Origin of the sequence: Streptomyces fuscichromogenes (genome assembly GCF_014645815.1) — a bacterium.
Lineage (GTDB): Bacteria > Actinomycetota > Actinomycetes > Streptomycetales > Streptomycetaceae > Streptomyces > Streptomyces fuscichromogenes.
Genome location: NZ_BMML01000011.1, coordinates 44,784 through 63,393 on the forward strand (window position 1 = coordinate 44,784; position 18,610 = coordinate 63,393).

Annotated in this window: 15 protein-coding genes and 3 pseudogenes; 10 read left to right on the forward strand and 8 right to left on the reverse strand. The window is 69.4% G+C overall.

From position 1 onward, the window contains the following. Together IEZ11_RS24115 and IEZ11_RS24120 are read left to right on the forward strand one after the other, a co-directional pair. Positions 1–864, forward strand: a pseudogene (locus IEZ11_RS24115) (FUSC family protein); the annotation flags it as partial. 199 nt (positions 865–1,063) lie between these two features. Beyond that, positions 1,064–2,563, forward strand: a complete 1,500-nt coding sequence (locus tag IEZ11_RS24120) for an FUSC family protein (protein WP_189264949.1) — start codon at positions 1,064–1,066, stop codon at positions 2,561–2,563. A gap of 204 nt (positions 2,564–2,767) precedes the next feature. On the opposite strand, the pseudogene IEZ11_RS52465 reads toward IEZ11_RS24120, so the two are convergent. Next, positions 2,768–3,139: pseudogene (locus tag IEZ11_RS52465) on the reverse strand (transposase family protein); the annotation flags it as partial. 170 nt (positions 3,140–3,309) lie between these two features. Then, positions 3,310–3,945, reverse strand: a pseudogene (locus IEZ11_RS24130) (transposase); the annotation flags it as partial. A 229-nt stretch (positions 3,946–4,174) separates the two neighbouring features. Here IEZ11_RS24130 and IEZ11_RS24135 point away from each other — a divergent pair. After that, positions 4,175–4,495: a hypothetical protein gene (locus IEZ11_RS24135; protein WP_189264950.1), complete on the forward strand. Its 321-nt coding sequence runs from the start codon at positions 4,175–4,177 to the stop codon at positions 4,493–4,495. A gap of 488 nt (positions 4,496–4,983) precedes the next feature. On the opposite strand, the gene IEZ11_RS24140 is transcribed toward IEZ11_RS24135, so the two are convergent. Beyond that, positions 4,984–5,898, reverse strand: coding sequence for an IS982 family transposase (locus tag IEZ11_RS24140; RefSeq protein WP_189264951.1), 915 nt, complete (start codon positions 5,896–5,898; stop codon positions 4,984–4,986). Between the two features lie 86 nt (positions 5,899–5,984). Further along, positions 5,985–6,923, reverse strand: coding sequence for a helix-turn-helix domain-containing protein (locus tag IEZ11_RS24145; RefSeq protein ID WP_189264952.1), 939 nt, complete (start codon positions 6,921–6,923; stop codon positions 5,985–5,987). Between the two features lie 529 nt (positions 6,924–7,452). On the opposite strand from IEZ11_RS24145, the gene IEZ11_RS52755 reads away from it, so the two are divergent. Beyond that, positions 7,453–7,704, forward strand: coding sequence for an ATP-binding cassette domain-containing protein (locus IEZ11_RS52755; RefSeq protein WP_308426489.1), 252 nt, complete (start codon positions 7,453–7,455; stop codon positions 7,702–7,704). 329 nt (positions 7,705–8,033) lie between these two features. On the opposite strand, the gene IEZ11_RS24155 is transcribed toward IEZ11_RS52755, so the two are convergent. Next, complete coding sequence (locus IEZ11_RS24155) at positions 8,034–9,188, reverse strand: substrate-binding domain-containing protein (RefSeq protein WP_189264953.1); 1,155 nt, start codon at positions 9,186–9,188, stop codon at positions 8,034–8,036. 437 nt (positions 9,189–9,625) lie between these two features. Here IEZ11_RS24155 and IEZ11_RS24160 point away from each other — a divergent pair, with 437 nt between their 5' ends. Genes IEZ11_RS24160 through IEZ11_RS24175 form a run of 4 tightly spaced genes read left to right on the forward strand, consistent with a single transcriptional unit; the run spans position 9,626 to position 13,647 of the window. Further along, the gene (locus IEZ11_RS24160; RefSeq protein ID WP_189264954.1) at positions 9,626–12,139 is read left to right on the forward strand and encodes an ATP-binding protein; all 2,514 of its coding nucleotides are present in this window, start codon (positions 9,626–9,628) and stop codon (positions 12,137–12,139) included. Position 12,140: 1 nt separating this feature from the next. Next, entirely contained in the window at positions 12,141–12,596 is a 456-nt protein-coding gene (locus tag IEZ11_RS24165; RefSeq protein WP_189264955.1) for a roadblock/LC7 domain-containing protein, read from the forward strand. A gap of 48 nt (positions 12,597–12,644) precedes the next feature. Then, positions 12,645–13,085, forward strand: a complete 441-nt coding sequence (locus IEZ11_RS24170) for a DUF742 domain-containing protein (protein ID WP_189264956.1) — start codon at positions 12,645–12,647, stop codon at positions 13,083–13,085. Further along, positions 13,033–13,647 carry a GTP-binding protein gene (locus IEZ11_RS24175; RefSeq protein WP_189264957.1) on the forward strand — a complete coding sequence of 205 codons (615 nt, stop codon included), beginning with the start codon at positions 13,033–13,035 and terminating at the stop codon, positions 13,645–13,647. Before IEZ11_RS24170 ends, IEZ11_RS24175 begins: the two co-directional genes overlap by 53 nt. Before the next feature lie 207 nt (positions 13,648–13,854). On the opposite strand, the gene IEZ11_RS24180 is transcribed toward IEZ11_RS24175, so the two are convergent. Beyond that, a complete protein-coding gene (locus tag IEZ11_RS24180) occupies positions 13,855–14,763 on the reverse strand; it encodes an alpha/beta hydrolase (protein WP_189264958.1) in 909 nt (302 codons plus the stop codon). Positions 14,764–14,844: 81 nt separating this feature from the next. Here IEZ11_RS24180 and IEZ11_RS24185 point away from each other — a divergent pair, with 81 nt between their 5' ends. After that, complete coding sequence (locus IEZ11_RS24185) at positions 14,845–15,495, forward strand: TetR/AcrR family transcriptional regulator (protein ID WP_229713313.1); 651 nt, start codon at positions 14,845–14,847, stop codon at positions 15,493–15,495. 375 nt (positions 15,496–15,870) lie between these two features. On the opposite strand, the gene IEZ11_RS24190 is transcribed toward IEZ11_RS24185, so the two are convergent. Both IEZ11_RS24190 and IEZ11_RS24195 read right to left on the reverse strand, forming a co-directional pair. Further along, positions 15,871–16,218, reverse strand: a complete 348-nt coding sequence (locus tag IEZ11_RS24190; protein WP_189264959.1) for a hypothetical protein — start codon at positions 16,216–16,218, stop codon at positions 15,871–15,873. A 166-nt stretch (positions 16,219–16,384) separates the two neighbouring features. Further along, entirely contained in the window at positions 16,385–17,386 is a 1,002-nt protein-coding gene (locus IEZ11_RS24195; protein ID WP_229713314.1) for an MBL fold metallo-hydrolase, read from the reverse strand. Positions 17,387–17,504: 118 nt separating this feature from the next. On the opposite strand from IEZ11_RS24195, the gene IEZ11_RS24200 reads away from it, so the two are divergent. Then, entirely contained in the window at positions 17,505–18,392 is an 888-nt protein-coding gene (locus IEZ11_RS24200; RefSeq protein WP_189264961.1) for a LysR family transcriptional regulator, read from the forward strand. Positions 18,393–18,610 lie beyond the last annotated feature (218 nt).

An 18,610-nucleotide genomic window follows, 5' to 3' on the forward strand; every position in this document is an offset into this window, starting at 1 on the left:
GTGCTGAAGAGGGTGTTCGTGGCGCCGGACCCGGGGCGGGTGCGGCTGCGCTTCGCCGCGCGGGCCGTGCTGGGCATCGGCCTCGCCGTGGCGGTCTGCGGACTGGCCGGGCACTCCCTCACGGGCGCCGTCACCGGTGGCCTCGCCGCCCTGCTCACGCTGTTCACCGTCACGGACGCCACGGTGCGCGGACAGGCCGTCACCACCGCGCTGCTGCCCGTCGTGGGCCTGCCGGTGCTCACGGCCGCGGCCGCACTGCACGACGTCCCGGTCGCCCGAGACCTGGTCTTCCTCGCCGTGGTCGGCGCGGGCGGGTACGCGCGCCGCTGGGGTCCGCGCGGCCACAGCCTGGGCGTGTTCGCCTTCATGACGTTCTTCGTCGCCCAGTTCCTGCACGCCGTCCCCGGACAACTGCCCGAACTGTCCGCCGCCGTCCTGCTCTCCGTGCTCAGTGCCGCCGCCGTCCGCTTCGGTCTCTGGTGCTACGAGCGCCGCCTGCCCCCGCCGGCGGTCCCCGCCCCGCCCGCCGGTACCGGCCTGGCCCGCGCGACCACCCGGCAGGCGGTCCAGGCGACCGCGGGTGCGGGCTTCGCGCTGGTCGCCGGCCAGTTGGTGTCCGGCCAGCGCTGGTACTGGGCGGTCGGCGCCACATGGTGGATCTTCGTCAACACCGCCTCGCGCGGCGAGACCCTGGTTAGGGGCTTCCGCCGGGTCCTCGGCACCGTCATCGGTATCGCGCTGGGCCTGCTGGCCGCCGCCCCCGTGCACGGCGCCCCGGTTCCCACCGCCGTCCTGGTCGCGGTCGCCGTCTTCGGCATCTTCTACACGGCCGCCGTCTCCTACACCTGGATGATCTTCTTCGTTGTGTCAACCGGGCGGATCGCGAGGGTGGCGGGCCTGGGGCCTGTTTTCGCAGATCAGGCAGGGTTTTCTTGGTGCCGCTTGATGTGCGGGTGTGGGCGTCTTCGGGAGTCTGTGGGCGGACTGATGCTGACTCTTTGCTGACTTTCTTGACGGTGTGCCAGTTGCGTGAGTTGATCGTTTTGGGTGTCAGGGGAGTCTTGTGTTGAAGCGGGTGTTCGTCGCGCCGGATCCAGGGCGGCTGAGGTTGCGCAGTGCTGTGCGGGGTGTCCTTGGTGTAGCTCTGGCGGTGATGGTGTCGGATCTGGCGACGCGGTCGCTGCCGGCGGCGATCGCTGGTGGGCTTGCCGCTTTGCTTGCTTTGTTCACGGTGGCCGATGCGTCGGTGCGAGGGCAGGCGGTCACGACGGCCCTGTTGCCGGTGGCCGGTTTTCCGGTGCTGGCTCTCGCGGCGGCGTTGCACGATTTCCCGTGGGTGCGCGATGTGGCCTTTGTCGCTGTCCTGGGTGCGGGGATGTATGCGCGGCGGTGGGGGCCGCGAGGGCATTCTCTGGGGACGTTTGCGTTCATGATGTTTTTCGCGGCGCAGTTCCTGCATGCGGTGCCGGGCCAGTTGCCGGAGCTTTGTGCGGCGGTGGCGCTTGCTCTGGTGGCGTCCTTTGCGGTGCGTTTTGGCCTGTGGTGCTATGAGCGGCGGTTTTCTCCGGCCGCTGTTGCGATGGTGGCTCCGGCGGGTGCGGGGTTTTCCCGGGTGACCACGCGCCAGGCGGTCCAGGGAGTGGTAGGCGGTGCTTTCGCCCTGTTGGTGGGGCAGTTGGTGTCGCATGAGCGCTGGTATTGGGCTGTGGGTGCGGTGTGGTGGATCTTCGTGAACACCACATCGCGGGGCGAGACCCTGGTGCGTGGTTTCCGTAGGGTCTTGGGCACCGTGATCGGGATCGCCGTCGGCCTCGTGATCGCTGTTCCGCTGGATGGGGCGGGTGCTCCGACCGCGGTGATTGTCGCGTTCTGTGTGTTCGGCATCTTCTATACGGCGGCGGTGTCGTATACGTGGATGATGCTGGCGGTGACGGTGATGGCCGGGCTGCTTTACGGGCTGCTGGGAGTTCTGAATCCAGGGCTGCTGGCTCTGCGCGTGCTGGAGACGGGGGTGGGCGCGCTGGGCGCGGCGCTCGCTGTTCTGTTGGTGCTGCCGGTGACCACGCATGCCACCACTGACGCGTGTATTCGGCGTGCGCTGCATTGCGTCCATGCGTGCGCTTCTGAGGCCGCGGCTCGCCTGGCCGGCTCTCCAGATGCGGATCCCGCCTGGTATGTCGCTGAGTTGGAGCTGCTGCTGGGAAGGGTCAGGCTTTCGGTGGCCCCGCTGGTGCACCCGTTCACTCCGCTGCGGGCGCGCAAGGGGCGGGCCCGTCAGGTGATCGGACTGCTTGACCGGTGTGCCCAGGAGGTGCGGGGCCTGGCGTCCGTCGCGGCGGACCCGGATGCTTCCCACGACGCCAGGCTCGCCGTTGCGTGCCGGCGAGTGGAAGCGGCGGTGAAGGCACTGACCACGCCCGAAACGGAGCGAGGCGATATCGAGGCACCCGGTGCCGCACCGCACCCTTCCGGCGGCGAAGTGGCTCTGGCTCACCTGCGTGGCCTGGAAGAGGCACTGAAGGCCCTCGCCGTCCCGTTGCGAGGCCCCGTCGCCCCCGCCTGACGGCCTGCATGGGACGTTGACGCTCGCCTGCATGACAGCAGACTCTTCGTCTGCTGGTGGTACAGCTCTTGCGCGCCCCTGACCAGTGCGAATGCGTAGCTCGCGGGGAGTTGACGGACTTCGGCCCGCGTATGGTCCGGATCTTGGTCGTGGGTCCGTAGGCCGCATGTGGGGTGGAGTGGCTAAGCTTGTCCTACTGTATAGGCGGACTTCCTGTTTCGCGCGGCTGATGGTCATGGCGGTGACGCCGAAGAGTTGGCCCAGGAGGTCCATGGTCGCGAGTTTTCGCAGGTGGAGCACGGTGACCAGGACTCGGTCGGCGGGGTTGAGTTTGGATTTGACACCTGTGCCAGGGGCCACCAGGTGCTCGTGACCGCGACGTGTGCGGAGCACTTGCTCGCGTTGGATCTCCAGCGCTGGAGTCAGTGCGTCGATGAGTTCGCTGAACTGCTGGCGGGTCATCCCGGTCAGTTCAGGGTCCTGCAGCGAACGCCGCGTGAGGCGAGGCGGTCTGCCTGCCGGGGCCTGGTCCGACGTGCCGTCGGTCATCGTCGTCACCATCGGATGCTGGGGGTGGTGAAGTCGGCCCGATGCGCGGTCTCGTCTTTCGGTCGAACCGTTTCTTCGGGCCGCTTCCCGCACCCGGCGTGCCACTCTCATGGCACCGGGCGCTCCACAAGTCCCGCTTTGCTGTCGGTGATCGTCCTCATGCCATGGTCGGCCAGGGGGAAGGGATGGCCGCGCCCCGATAGCGGTAGCGCGTTGATGTGGTCGACGGCGGTGTTGCTGCCCGCGTTGCCGGGCCGCAGCAGGCCCGCGACCGGCTCCCCGGTGCCGCCTCGGCCGTGGTCGACGAAGGCCATCAGTGGGTGGTGCCCGAACGTCTTCTTCCAGGTCGCGGTGGCGTCCTGCTTCTCGGAGTGGGCCAGCACGAGGACCCCGTCGATGTCCACGATCACCTGCCCGCCGGCGTCCGGTCCCGCTGGTCCGGCCAGCTTCCAGACGTGTGCGCGGACGTGGGCCCGTGCGGTGCGGATCGCTGCCAGGGCCTTCGGCCCGGCCGAGGCGAGGACACTGATGAGGCGGGAGACGGTGGGATCGGAGGCCACCGCACCGAAGACGGCCGGCTCGGCCCGCAGCATGCCCACATCGGCCAGACAGTCTCCGCCGAGCGAGACCGCCAGGGCCACATCCAGCAGGATCTTCCCCGGATCGTGCACCGTCCGCGACTTGCGCCACGGTGCCAGAGCTGCCGATATCGCCTGGTCCAGCCCGGTCTTACGGGCTGTCTCCACCAGCAGGACGCCTCCCGCCTGCGAGACCGCCGCCCGGCCACCACCCTCGACGCGGACACGCGGGTAGGACCCGATACGCTTCTTCACCTGGGAAGTGCCTCCGGCGGTGGCAGGAACAAGGACCTCGACAATCCTCATTCTTGCTGGTCAGAGGCACTTTTCGTTTGTCTGACCACCCGTCGGACACCACGCTTCATGAAAGCGCGAGGCTAGTAGCCGGTCGGGTGAACCCGCCCCGGACGGGCAGATGGGGGCCCGCCGAGATCGCTACGAAGATCACCACCCTGCTCGTGATCTTCGGAACGGAGACCCGACCGTGTGCCTCGTCCACACCCGACGCACTCTGATCACCGCGCTGCTCGCCCCGATCGCCACCACCGCCCACGCCGCCCCGGCCTCCGCGCACCGGCCCGTGCACCACGCGCCCGGCGAGACGATCACCCTGCCGGTCCGTGACGCGCGTGCCGCGCCGCCCGCTGCCGACGAGAATCGCGCTGGCTACTCCCGCGACAAGTTCAAGCACTGGACGGACGCCGACAAGGACGGCCGCAACGTGCGTTCCGAGGTCCGCCTGGAGGAGGCCGTCACCGCTCCCGAGGTCGGCCCGAAGTGCGCTCTGACCGGCGGCAGCTGGTAGTTGGCGTACGACGACCGGTCTATCGACAGCGCGAGCAAGCTGGACTTCGACCACCTGTTATCTCTACCTCCGACGGCTTTACCTACGTTCTTTGCTGGTCAAAGTGTCAGCGGTATGCCGCTGGAATCCATCGCCAGCCCAGGAAAGGCGTCACATCAGGTTGAGGGTTCTCTGAGCTATCGCCATCTGAAGTGGCAGGTCATGGGAACGGATCACGGGTCGGCCCGAATCAGCGCCGACGATCTGGATGCCGTGGTCGGAGTGGGCTTGACCTTGACGCTGGGTCAACCCTCCATCCCTTCGGTAGGAGGTTCCACGCAGTCGCCTGGAACAGCTCTGTGAAGGAGGCAGATGACCATGACGTCCCAGTCGATCGCCGGTCCGGCGATGCGAGTGCGGGGTCTGGGGAAGTCGTACAGGACACTCGAAGTGCTGCCTGCGGTGTGGATTTCGATCTAGATGAATGAGTCCAAGGGGTGCCGTCGCGGTCAGTGATCGTAGGCGATCAGGGATCGCTTGACGGGTTGGCCGGTCTTATCGTTCAGCCAGATCGCGGCGGTGAGTGCCAGGATGCGTGTCAGTACCCGGGCGATCACTCCGGAGGGAGTGCGCCCGCCGTGTTGTTCCAGGTCGAGCTGCCCTTTGAAGGTCTGGTTGATCGACTCGATGACCTGCCGCAGCGGCCTGAACAGGTGTATTTCGGCCCGTTCGGGTTCGCCCTTGCGGGCCGGGCGTAACAACTTCAGGTGACGATCGGCGAGATCGCGCTCGAAGCCGCGGCCGTAGTAGTTCTTGTCGCCGATGATCGTCTGTCCTGGATGGGTGGCGGCGACGTCGTGTGCGGTGTCGAGCATGTCGCGCAGTGTTTCGCGTTCGTCGGCCTTCGCGCCGGTGAGCGCGAACAGGACGGGCAGTCCGCCCGGCGTACACATCAGGTGCAGGCGCAGGCCCCAGAAGTACCGGGAGTGCGACGCGCAGTAGCCGTACTGTGCCCAGCCTGCGAGGGCCGAACGCCTGGCGGTCTCACGGGAGCAGCCGCAGCCGACCGGGGTGGAATCGACCACCCACACGTCGTCGCTCCACAGCGAGGTGTCCTGCGCCAGCATCCTGATCATGTGCTTGAGCAGCTCGGATGCGTTGCGGAGTCGCTTGTTGTAGCCGGACTGCTGAGGCAGATACGGGAAGAGGTGGCGTAAGTCCCGGCCGGCGCGCCGCAGCCACCTCCGCTCCGAGGTGTAGCCGAGTAGCGCCGACATCGCCGCGACGGTGACCAGTTCGGCGTCACTGAGCGTGGGCGCGATTCCGACGGCCGGACGCCACGGAGCCAGATGCGGCGAAGCCTTCAACGCGTCATCGATCCTGACATACAGTGCCGTTGCGAGGGTGTCCAAGTCCGTCATCACACACCGACATTGGACACCCTCGCGCCATGTCCGCAGGCCAACCTTTGGACTCATTCAGGGATCCCGGGCGGTCTCGACTACGGCGACTATGCGTCACGGTCATTTCGCAGGGCCTGCACGAGCCAGGGGTACACCGGAATCAGGTTCGGTACTACCTGCCAGCCGTTGACGATCCACACCAGCCGCCAGTACCGGTCCACCCGGGGATCGTGCGCCTCTTCGAACTGCTGCGCCATCCAGTCCCGGAATTCCGTGTCAGGGGTGCGCGCGAACACCTCGGCGAAGCGGTGCACGAGGTCGTCGATGACGGGTGCGACCCTGTCGCTGAGCGGGTCTATGCCTGACTCCATGGCCTCGGCCACCTTCTGACGGGTGAACTCCATCAGTTCCTCGCCGGCATCGCTCTCGATGTCGAGCGTGCGCCCGGCGGCCTGGCACATGGCCGTCCGGCGCATCCGGGCACGGAAATCCTCGTCGCCGACCAGCTCGGCGAGCTCCACCCACGCGGCGACCTGCTCGCCGGTCGGATCATCGGGGAGGTCGGGAGTGGCAGCGCGAACCATGGCCACCGCGGCCGGGTCGGCATCCACTGTGCCGAAGGTGCCATCCACGAAATCGTCGATCAAACGTCGGCGTTCCTCGCCGGACAACTGCGTGAGCCTGTGCATGAGCTTGGTCTCCTCGGGACTGGACCCGCGTCTGGCCACGACTCGCAGAACGCTCCGACGCAGTAGCAGCATCCGGATCTGGACGTCCATGGCGTCGGCGTGCGCCGCGGCGACTTCCGCCACCGAGAGCTCACGGTCCAGTACCCGTTGAATCGTAGGCAGGTCCATGCCCAGCTCGCGCAGTGTGCGGAGGAGTTCCAAACGAAGCAGTGCGTCGAGGTCGTAGAGCCGATAACCGCCGGGACTACGGGTGGTCGGCGCTACCACCCCCGAATCGGAGTAGAACCGGATCGTCCTCACGGACAAGCCGGTCCGCCGGGACAGCTCCCCGATCGAGTAGAGGGTCGTAACGTCCATGTCCCCCACTCTGCCGTCTCCAGTCACTGGAGACTCAAGGCCATTCCCCAGCTGGGCCCCGACCAAGACCTCCTCCGAGTTGCTGAAGCATGCGTCGCGTGCTCTCCGCTGACCGCCAGGATGAAACGGGCACGCCTTGCACGCGCTGGGCGAGCGATGGCAGCGACATGCGACACCGCTCGCTGGCGGCCTACGGCTACGAGCCCTTGGACTCAATCATCTAGTGCGGGGAAGTGCCTTCGCCCTGCTCGGCTCCAACGGGGGGCAAGACCACGACCGTGAGGATCATCGCCACGCTCCTGAAGGCCGACGCGGGGACGGCGAACGTCCATGGCTTCGACGTTGCCACACAACCGGCGATTGTGTGGGAGTCCACCAGTCTCACCGGGTAGTTCGCAGCCGTCGATGAGATACTCAGCGGTCGGGAGAACCGCGTACTCGTCGCCGGGCTGCGCTACCTCAAGGACCGGGCACGATCGCGGATGGCCTGCTGAGGCGCTTCTCGCTGGCCGACACCGGCGCGCGGCGAGTGTCCACGTATTTGGGTGGGATGCGCCGCAGGCTGGACATCGCGATGAGCCTCATCGGGAACTCGCCGGTAATCTTCCTGGACGAGCCGACGGCCGGACTCGACCCCGAGGCGCGAATCGAGGTGTGGGATGCGGTCAAGGATCTCGCTGGCCACGGAACGACGGTGCTGCTCACCACGCAGTACCTGGACGAGGCCGAGCAGTTGGCCGACCGGATCGATGATCCTCCACCAGGGGCGGATCATCGTTAACGGCACCGTCGACGAGCTCAAGCAGCTCTTCCCGCCCGCCAAGATCGAGTACGTCGAGAAGCAGCCGACTCTGGAGGAGATCTTCCTCACGTGGTGCCCGGGAGCGACAGGTGGGTGTGTTCGGGGTGTTGAGTAGCACAGGAGCGCTTTCGGGGAGTTCGCGGTAGATCTCACCCATGCCACCTTCGGGGAGGTAGCGGCGGGCGAAGGCGATCCGTTGCCGTCGAGCACGAGGACTTCGGTACCCTGCGCGGGATGCCACCGCTGTCGAGGGGTCGTAGGGCATCTTCCCGGCCTTCCCGCGCGCGGTACGGATTTCGCCGTGCGGCTTACCTGTCCCACATCTTGCGGTAGGCCTCGCGGTAGCCCTCGGAGTCCCAGGACGGTGCGCCGCCGCTGTTGGCCGCGGTGGTGATGTGGACAGGGGCGACGTACCCGCTCGGCGCCTTGCCTGCGAAGGCGCGGTTGAACTCGTCGATGATCTGCCAGCCCTGCTCGGACAGCGGTTCGGGCACGGTGGCGGCCTGGAAGTCCTTGCCGTTGATGCGGTCGAAGGCCGACGGGTCGCCGTCGCCGGCCCCGATGTTGAACGGGGCCCCCGCGCCGTCCTTTCCGGCGGCCCGCAGGGCGGAGCCCGCATAGCCGAAGTAGAGGTCGTTGATGGCGGCGGAGTAGGTCCACCTGCTGCCGAGACGGGCGGCGAGGGAGGTGACCCTGTCGACGGTGAGGCTGTTGGCCTGGGGGATCGGGATGTTCTCATAGCTCAGCAGCGTCACGCCGGAGCAGGTGGCGAGTTCCTTCTTGATCAGGTCGGACTTGTGCTTCGCAAACGGGATCGTGGCGTCGGTGAACAGCACGACGCCCGCACGGCCGTCGGACTGCGCGATGATCCAGTCGGCGCTGAGTCTGGCCACGTCCTCGACCCTTGTGGTGATGTTGGTGAACAGCTTCGGGTTCGAGCTGGGCCCGGGGGCGGTGACGGCGTGCCAGCCGATCAGCGGGATGCCGGCGGCGTTCGCCCGTGCAACCTGCTCGGCGGTGGGGGAGGGATCGAACCCGCCGATGACTATGCCGTCGGGTCTGAGCGCGAGAGCCTGGTCGAAGGCGGACTTGAGCCCTGCCGACGTGCCCTGGCCGTTGACGGTGCGGACGTGCCAGCCGATGATGCCGGCGGCTTCCTGGACGCCTTTGGCGACGCCCTCGACACCTGGATTGGTCAGCGTCTGGGCGATGTAGACGATGCTCCGGTCGGGGACGACCGCGGGTCCGCTGGTCGGTCCTGACCAGGGCGCGTCGACGTCCTCGGCCGCCTTGACGTCCTGCTTGGCACGAGCGAGGACGCCGGGGCAGCCGGGCTCGGCGGAGTCACCAGGGGGCGCGGCGACCGATCCGGCGGTCTTGGCGCCGTCGTCGCAGCCGGCGACGAGCGCGGCGGTGGCCAGGAGGGCGGTCGCGGTCAGGGCCGCTTTGCGAGTGGGATGCACGGGATCTCCAACACGGGGCATGAGGACGCGGTGAGGCTGGGCGGGGAGGGGAGACTTCGGGTCGGGCGACGGCTCCGGCGCGCGGCACCGTCACGAGGGCCCGCTTCGCCTCGGACGGAGAGGTCGGCGGGACAACGGCGTGACGGCGGTCCCGGGCGGTGGCCCGGGGTGGGAGGGGCGGCGGCACGCTTGCTGCCGAGGATCATGCTCAACCGGTCGGTTCGCGTCAATTCCCCCGTCCGGCACCGTACGTCCGGCGGTGGCGCGCCGTGCCACCGCGTCCATCCTGGATGTGGCGTCACGCTGTGTCGATGATGCCTGAAGAATCCGTAATCAATATTTGATGATCGGAAGCCTGTGATGTCGCTGTGCGTGTGGATACGATCACGCCGCCGGTTTCAGACACTGGCGTGATTTCATCGTCAAAGGAGGCCCGGGTGTCCACCAGCAGACGGAACCCGCCGCTTGCCCCCGACCCACCGGGGACAGTCGACCGCAGTCGGCGGCCGCGTCTGAAGTCGGCGAACGTCCTCGACCGGTGGCCCTTCCGCCGCAAGCTCAACGTCCTGGTGATCGCGCCGATCGCGGCAGTCGGCGTGCTTCTCGGAATCGGTGCCTTCGGCCAGGCCCGGCAGGCCCGGGACGCGGGCCGGATAGCGCAGCTGGTGCGCGACAGCGAACAGGTCGCGCAGCTCATCAACGAGGTACAGGCCGAACACCGGCAGGCGCTCCTGCTCTCCGTGCAGTACGACGCGGCCCGCCCCGGAGCCCCGCTGCCGTCGACCGTCGACTACCGCAGGGCCCAGCGGAACACCGATGCGCAGGTCACCGCCGTGCGTACGGCGTTCGCCGCGGGCCTGCCGCGCGAGGAGGTGCAGGCGCTCGACTACATCCGCGGCCTCGGTGTCCTGCGTGACAAGCTCGAACGGGGCTATGTCGCCGTCGCCGACATCGACCCCGCCTACGCTTCCGCGGTCGACTACCTGATCGACGGCATCGGCCTGGACCGTTACTCCGGCACCTCGTCGTCCACGGTCACGGGCCTTCTCGACACGGTGCTGCGCGCCGACGCCGCCCACGCGTCCTTCGAGAGCGCGGTGTTCTCCGCGCAGACCCGGGACGCCAACGCCCTCGACGAGTACAGCCGCGCGGTCGCCTCCCACGCCCTCTACGACCAGCAGTTGCGCCGGTTTCAGCGGATCGCCGCCCCCGTTCAGGCCCTGGCCATGGACGGCATCGAGCGCAGCTCCGAGCAGAACGGGATCGAGGCCGGGTTCGCGCAGCTGCAGATCGATCCCGGTGCCCTGCAGGGCAGGACACCGGCGCAGCTGCGGAGTGCGATCGCCGACGGAACGCGCCAGTCCGAGACCCGCCTCGGCATCACCCGGTCGCTGATCGAGCAGACCGCCGCCGAGGCCGACACCGCCTCCGCGGACGCTCTGCGAGGCGCGCTGTACCTGCTCGGTCTGGCCCTTCTCGGCTTTGTCGTCTGGCTGGCCTTCTGCGTCCTGGTCCGGCGCTCGGTCGTACGTCCCCTGGTGGCCCTGACCGACGCCGCCCAGCAGGTGGTCGACGTGGCGGGCGAGGAACTGGCCAGGGTCGCGGACGACGAGTCCGACGACACCACCGCGCTGCGACCGCGGCCGATCCCCGTCCCGGTGCGCGACGAGATCGGCGGACTGGCCGAGGTGTTCAACCAGGTACAGGTGACCGCGGCCCAGTTGCTGGAGCGGCAGGTACTGAGCCGCCGCAACGTGGCCGAGATGTTCGGCAACGTCGGGCGCAGAGTGAGCATCCTGACGACCCGCCAGCTGTTTCTGATCGACGAGATGGAGAGCGAGGAGACCGATCTCCAACTCCTCGAACAGCTGTACCGCATCGACCACATCGCCGTACGCCTCCAGCGCAACGCCGACAGTCTGATGCTGCTCGCCGGCGTCCGGGAGAGCGGCTTCGAGTCGCGGCCGGTCCCCCTGGCCGACGTCGTCCGGGCGTCGCTCGCCCAGATCGAAGGCTATGAGCGGGTGTCCCTGCGGTCCGGGACGGAGGCCGCCGTCGCGCCCGACATCATCGGTGACCTGACCCTGATGTTCGCCGAACTGCTGGAGAACGCGGTGGCGTTCTCCCCCTCCGACGCGCCCGTCGAGGTGGTGGTCCGCCCCGGCTCCGACATCACCGGGGACGGCGGGGCTCTGATCGAGATCATCGACCACGGCCTCGGCATGGACCCCGGACACCTCGCCGAGGAGAACGCCCGGCTGATCCGCCGGGAACGGCTGGATCTCGCACCGACCGAGGTGCTCGGTCTCTTCGTGGTCGGGACCCTGGCCCGGCGCTGGGAAGTGCGGGTGACGCTGACCCGTACGCCGGGCGGCGGCGTCACCGCCACCGTGTGGGTCCCTGCCGCGCTCCTGTCGGCCGTCAGCCTCGCGGACCTCCCGGAGCCCGTGACCACGGGCCCGGTCGCGAACGTGACGCCGTTCCCGGCCAGGCCGGAGCAGGAGACCAGCGGTCCGGAACCGTCGCCCCTGCCTGCCGCCGCCTCCGCCGTCCCCCCGCAGCGGCCGGGGGCTCCGTCGCCGAGCGGTGAGCTCCCCCGGCGCGTCAGGCCCCCAGCCGACGCGGGGCCGCCGACGGGGGAACGGACCGCCGCGCGGGCGGACGCGGAGCGGACCGCCGCCCCGGACGATCCGGCATCACCTCGTACCTCCCGGCCCCTGCGCCGGCGGGAGCGGGGAGCGACGCTCGCCCGGACCGGTTCCCCGGCCGACCGGACGACGTCGGCCGTACGGCAGCCCTCGGACGCGGAGGCCGTCCGTTCGGAACTCGACGCGTTCGAAGCCGCGGTACTCCGGGCGGAGCAGGACTACGACCACGCTCCGACCGGGCCCGCACCATCTCAGCACCAGGAATCCCAGAAGGAGCCGGGCAGTGCCCACGCCGACAGCTGACATGAGTTCCGAGAAGCCGGAACCGACCGATCTGCGCGCCGCCGCGGCCGATTTCACCTGGCTGCTGGAGCGGTTCGCCACAGACACCACCGGCGTGTCCGACGCCATCGCGGTGTCGTCCGACGGCCTGCTGATCGCCGCCTCCCGGCTGCGCGAGCAGGCCGACTCCGAACGGCTCGCCGCGATCGTGGCCGGTCTGACGAGTCTCGCCGCGGGCGCATCCGGGAACTACGGTCTCGGCGGTCTCAAGAAGGTCATCCTCGACCTCGAGCACGGCCATGTGCTGGTGTCGGCCATCGGGGCTGGCGCCGTCCTCGGCATCGTGACTTCCGAGGCCGCGAAGCTGGGCAACATCGCCTACGCGATGACCCTCTTCGCCAAACGGGCCGGGGCGGCGCTCACTCCCCAACTGGTGCTGGAGTTGAAGAACAGTGTCGGCGCGGCGTCGGCCCGCTGACCTTCCCCGGGCCGGGCACGGGTGCAGGCACATCGTGAAGGGAACGTGATGTCCGTCGTCGGACCGTCGCACGAGGCGGCAGGTGGCGCCGAGGGCTCGCCGGAGCCGCGGCGCCGCGCCCCCGCGATCCGGCCGTTCCTCCTGACCACTGGCCGGGTGTCGGCAGGCGGCAACACCCCGGCGATGCCGGTGGAGACCCAGATCGTGTCGACCTCGGCCGGGCTCCTGGCCCTTCACTCGCTGACTTTCGAACGCCACGACATCGTCGCGGCCGGCCGGCGGCCGCTGTCGGTGGCGGAACTGGCCGCCGGGCTGCGACTGCACCTCAACGTGGTGCGTGTGCTGGTCGAGGACCTGCGTGCCGCTGGGCATCTCGCGGTCCATCGGCCGAACACCGCGATCGCCCAGGATCTCTCCGTACTGCGAAGGGTTATCGATGGTCTCCGTGCCGTTCCCGACTCACGGGACACGCTCCGTGACACCAGCTGAACAGCCTCCGACACCGGTCAAGCTGGTCATCGCCGGCGGCTTCGGAGTCGGCAAGACCACGACCGTGGCCTCCATTTCGGAGATACGACCGCTGACCACGGAGGCCGCGATCACCGAGGTCGCGGCGGGAGTGGACGACCTCACCCACACTCCGGGCAAGACCACCACCACGGTCGCCATGGACTTCGGCCGTGTCACCATCGATCCGACACTGAAGCTGTACCTGTTCGGCACCCCGGGCCAGGACCGGTTCGGCTTCATGTGGGACGACCTGGTCGAGGGTGCCCTCGCCAGCCTGGTGATCGTGGACACTCGCCGACTCGACGACTGCTATGCGGCGGTGGATTACTTCGAGCACAGGGACGTCCCCTTCGCGGTCGCCGTCAACGCTTTCGACGGGGAGGTCGAGCACGACCTCGAAGAGGTGCGGTGGGCGCTGGACATCGCGGAGCACGTACCACTGATCGTCTTCGACGCACGGAACACGGGCTCGGTCCGCGACGCGCTGCTGGCCGCGCTGCAGGTCGCCGTGGACCGCGCGGAAGCCGCCGCGATGCCCTGACGGCGGAAGGCCGGCCGGCCGGCTGTGCCCGCGCCCCCGAGGTGTGCGGGACGCAGGAGACGAGCCGATCAATGGTGCATGCGTTCGGAACGAGTTCGGGACGCGAAGGCAGGGACGGATCGGCAAGGACCAGGCAGAAGCCCACCGCCGAGTGCGGCATCAGCGGCAGTCGGACGGACTTGAACGCCGGCAGGCGGCGGGACCGTCTCAGCCCGTCCGGACGGCTCGTGCGACGTGTCCGGTGATGAACTCGTATATCTGTTGGGTGACCTCGGCTGATTCGTTGCGGATGTCGTAACCGTGGGCGACGCCGAGCACTTCGCGGTACTCGGTCAGGGAGCCCGCCGCGTCCAGCTTGCGGGCGTAGAGCGCGCCCTCGGCGCGCAGGCGGTCGCGTTCGGCGGTGACGACCAGGGCGGGCGCGATGCCCTGGATGTCGTCGGCGTTGTCTTCGAAGACCGGCGACGCGAGGCGGTCGCGCCGCTGAGCCGGATCCCGGACGTAGCAGGAGTCCCAAGCCTCGCTCATCCACAGCGGTACGCCGGTTTTGCCCGCCGGGGCCGGCTTGTCACGCGGCGAGGTGACAAGGTCCAAAACAGGGTAGTGCAGCACCTGCAGCGCTATCTCGGGACCCTTGTTCTCCAGGGCGAGACGGGCCGCCGCCGCGGTCAGTGAGCCGCCGGCGCTCTGACCTCCGACGCACAGCCTGCTGCCGTCCCAGTCCCGCTCCTCCTCCGCCGCCCACGCGACCACGTCGTACACCTGCTCGGCCGGGATAGGGAATCGGTGCCGCGGCGCGGTGTCGTAGTCGACGTTGACCACGACGACGCCCGCGTACTTGGCCAGGTAGCGGCACCACGGATCGTCCTGCTCGGGGTACCGGATGGCGAACCCGCCGCCATGTACGTTCACGTAGACCGGCGGGCGCGGGGCGGCGTTGTGCGGCGAGCGGTAGACCGTGCACTTGACGCCTCCGTGCCTTGTCGGCGCGGTGACGACGCTCGTGTCCATGGCGAGTTCGGCGAACTCACGGCGCGGTCTCGGAGCCAGGTTGCTCAGGGCGCAGAACGCCCGGGCCACGGAATCCGCCACAAGGGGAACGGTGAAGAACGACATGCCGGGAGTCTGGCAGCGTCGCCCCTGGGCGGAGGATTTTTTTGACACTTGTTATTTTCCTGTCACGTGTAAAAATGCGGTGTGGATATCAGCCTGACGCCGCAGGACGCGGCCGATCGCAGGGTTCGCCGCTCGCGTGCGGCGTTGATGGGCGCCACGCTGGCGCTGGTGGCCGAGCGGGGCACGACGAACGTTCCGGTGTCCGACATCGCCCAGGCCGCGGACGTGAGCCGGCAGCTGGTATACCAGCAGTTCGGCGACCGGGAGACCCTGCTGCTCGAAACCGCTCTCGAACTGGCCAGGCGTGAGCTCCTGCCGCATGTCGGCGGCCCCCCGGAGGCGGCGCGGCCGGGCAGCCATGTCCTGTCGGCGGCGCAGCACTTCGCGGAGTACCGGCCCTTCTACCGGGCGATGATGACCGGCCCCTGCGCATTCGCGCTGAGCAAGGCGATGAACACCCTGTTCGCCCGGTCCAACCAGCAGCTTGTGCACCGGATGTCCGCAGTGCCGCTCGACCCGGGCCTGGCGGCGGACCTCACCCTGTTCGTCGGCGGCGGATGGGCCACCGTCGTCAGTTCCTGGGTTGTCGAAGCAGAGGATCCCCTCGACCCGGAGGCGTTCGCCGAGCGGCTGCAGCGGTTGGTGCCCGTTCTCCTGGCCGCCGCCGGCCACTCCACGGTCACCGAGGCGAGCGGACCGGGTGATGCCGGCGGGACCGGCCCGGCGGCCTGAGTCCGCGAGTACGCCCGGTCGGGGCGGTGGGCGGGCGGATGACCCGCGGAGCGGTGCGCCTTCGTGAACCGGCTGGGTGGCGTCGGCCGGACGGCCCCCGCGCGGCAGGCCCGCCCGCGGCTCCGGGACGGCGGCCCGCTGTCCGGTGGGCCGGTTGGACTACCTCGCCGCGCGGGCCGGGTTCACCGGACGCGGACGAGGGGACGCGCGTCCGTCTGTGGTCGCGGTGGGCCGAGGCCGGATGCCTGGCCTGACCACCCCCTCGTCCAGCGCGGGAAGCCAGGTCGGCGACTGCGACAGGATCATCCGCACCCGCACCCCGTGCCGTCAGCGTCTTCGTCGGGGCGCGTGGCCTTTGGCACTGCCGAAGCCGCGTCATCCGGTGCGCCGGCGCTCGTCCTGGTCGAGGAGCATGTAAGGGTGCAGGACCGGGCCGAGCACGGCGATGATCACGGCTACGGCCAGTGTGACGACGATCTCCGTGTGCGGCAGCACCGGGGTGAGCAGCCAGGTGCCGATCACCGCGATGACGAGCAGGGCGATTTTCGCGGCGACGAGCCGGGGCAGCGATGGCCGGGGACCGTGGGACTGCTCGCCCCGGGACCTCCGGCGTGACTGGACCAGGTGCGCCAACGGCGCCACGACCAGCACGATGAGGGACAGCCGCAGGGCGTGCTGCCACAGGGGACCGGACTGCACCAGCCAGAGGGCGCCGATTGTCACGCCGGCGAACATGTATCGGACGCGGTCCCGGACCGAGATGGCGGGTGTGGCCCTGTGTCGTTCCGTCCGAAGCCCTGAATGGGATGACATGGCACTCCTTCGTGGTGGGGTTGGATCGGGTGGCAAGACGCGAGAAGCGCGGAGTGGGGTGGCCGCACGGGAGCGGTCAGCGACGCAGAGGGATCCGGATGAGGTCTTCGCCGACGATCAGCCGGCCGTCGAACGCGTCGGCCGCCTCGTGCCAGCGGGGCCTGTCGAGCTCGGCGGGCACGAGATGGCTGAGCACGAGTGTGCCGACCCCGGCCTTCTGCGCGATCAGTCCGGCCTCACGGATCGGGGTGTGCGCGGTCGCGTGATGTGCGACCATCGCCCGCTCGCGGGCTGTCTCGCCGCGGTAGGCACGCTGCACCCACTGCTCGTCGATGGCCTCGTGCACGAGCACGTCGGCCCCGGTGGCGAGGGTGACGACGTTGTCGCACGGACCTGTGTCACCGGAGAACACCACGGATCCCTCAGCGGTGTCGAAGCGGAACGCGTACGCCGGGGTCATCGGGGCGTGATGCACGAGGATCGCGGTAACCCGCACCAACTCGTCCTCGTAGACGCGGAACGGCTCCATCGGCGGTGCCGGCGCGGTGGCGGGGTCGAAGGGAACGCCCGCCGGCAGCTCGATGTCGGCGGCCGCCAGGAGGCGATCAGGGTGACTGCGGCCGTTGTCGCGCATCCGGTCGTTGATGTCGGTGGCGAACGCCTGGTGGAGATGGCGCACCGTGGCGGCGAACCCCGGCGTGGGGTCGTCCGGGCATGCCACCTCCCGCGGGCCCAGGTCGGCGGCTGCCGTCGGCAGGCCGCCGCGGGAGCCGGGACCCAGGAGCCGGGCCGGCCGCGCCAGGTTCTCCAGATTCTGGTACCAGCCGAACAACAGCAGGTTCGCCAGGTCGGCGATGTGGTCGGAGTGCAGGTGGGTCACGAAGCCCGCCCGCAGGCGGGAGAGGTCCAGCCCCGCGAGCTTGACCTGTCGGCAGGCACCGTATCCGAAATCCACCAGGTAGACGGCGCCGCCGAGGACCACCGCCGAGGCGATGCCCGCGCGGGACGCTCGGACCCGCGGCCCGCCCGCCGTGCCGAGCAGGACGATCTCGGTCCCGGGAGTACTGGGTTCCCTCACTGGCGGCCCTCTCTGTGCTGGGATTTGCGTTATCCCGATTGCACACAAGGCCGCGCCATATAACAAATACAAGTTATCGTCGCGGGGGCATAGAGAATTCCTATGGCAGGAGCGGGACGTGGAGCGGCGCCAGATCGAGTACTTCCTCGCTGTCATCGACCACGCCGGGATCACGGCGGCGGCGACCGCGCTGCACGTCTCCCAGCCGTCACTCTCACACGCCATCAAGCTCCTGGAGTCGGACCTCGGCGCGAAGCTGTTTCACCGGATGCCCCGGGGGGTGCGGCTCACCCCCGCCGGGGAGGCCTTCGCCGGCTCCGCACGGCGCGTGCTGCGCGAACTGGACGCCGGTCGCGCCGCGGTGAAGGCGGTGTCCGGGCTCGTCGCGGGGCGGCTCGACCTGGTGTCGCTGCCGGGCCTGCTGCTCGACCCGCTCGCCGGGGCGGTCGGGCGGTTCCGGACCAGGTACCCGGAGGTCAAGGTGCGCATCGTGCCCGCCGAGCGGCCTCAGGCGGTCCGCGAGGCAGTGCGCTCCGGGGCGGCCGAACTGGGGCTGACCGACCACATAGACCCCGGGGAGCGCGATCTCGCCGGTGATCTGGTGGCCGAGCACGAGATGGTCGTCGCGCTCCCGCCGGGCAGCACTCCACCGCCCGGCGGCGTGTTCCCGGTCTCCCACCTGCGGGACCTGGACCTGGTCACCGGTGCTCGCGGCATGGTGGTCGACCTGCTGACGCAGGCCAGCGCTGAGACCGAGAGCGAGCTCACGCCGGCCGTGGAGATCGGGCTCCGTGCCTCCTCGCTGTACCTCGTGCTCGCCGGCGCCGGCGCCGCGGTGCTGCCCCGCCCCCTGGCCGAACTCGGCCGCCCGCACGGCGTAGTCATCGCCCCGCTCGATCCGCCGAAACGCCGCCAGGGCTACCTCATGCGCCGCGCGGCCCCGCTGTCCCCGGCCGCCCGGGCCATGCACACGCTCCTGCTGTCCGGCCGACCGGGCCCGAGCTGAGCCCTCCCGGCGACGCGGGCGAAGGCCGGCGCCCGTCGGTGGCGCGCGGGTCGGCGGGCCGGTGGCTTTACGACTTCCGCACCGGCCTGGCACGTCTGACCTCGGCATCTTCGCCCATGCGCCTCTTGTGAGCTTCCCCCTGCTGTGGGGACCATGACCGGATCCGCAGGACGACAGGCCGGCCGCAGGTCCCGGATCCGGTCCTTGAGCACGGTCAG

What these genes read in the sequence shown, in the direction of transcription:
- IEZ11_RS24145 (WP_189264952.1), bottom strand. Translation starts at nt 6,923, where the DNA reads ATGGACGTTACGACCCTCTACTCGATCGGGGAGCTGTCCCGGCGGACC.
- IEZ11_RS24165 (WP_189264955.1), top strand. Translation starts at nt 12,141, where the DNA reads ATGAGTTCCGAGAAGCCGGAACCGACCGATCTGCGCGCCGCCGCGGCC.
- IEZ11_RS24170 (WP_189264956.1), top strand. Translation starts at nt 12,645, where the DNA reads ATGTCCGTCGTCGGACCGTCGCACGAGGCGGCAGGTGGCGCCGAGGGC.
- IEZ11_RS24175 (WP_189264957.1), top strand. Translation starts at nt 13,033, where the DNA reads ATGGTCTCCGTGCCGTTCCCGACTCACGGGACACGCTCCGTGACACCA.
- IEZ11_RS24180 (WP_189264958.1), bottom strand. Translation starts at nt 14,763, where the DNA reads ATGTCGTTCTTCACCGTTCCCCTTGTGGCGGATTCCGTGGCCCGGGCG.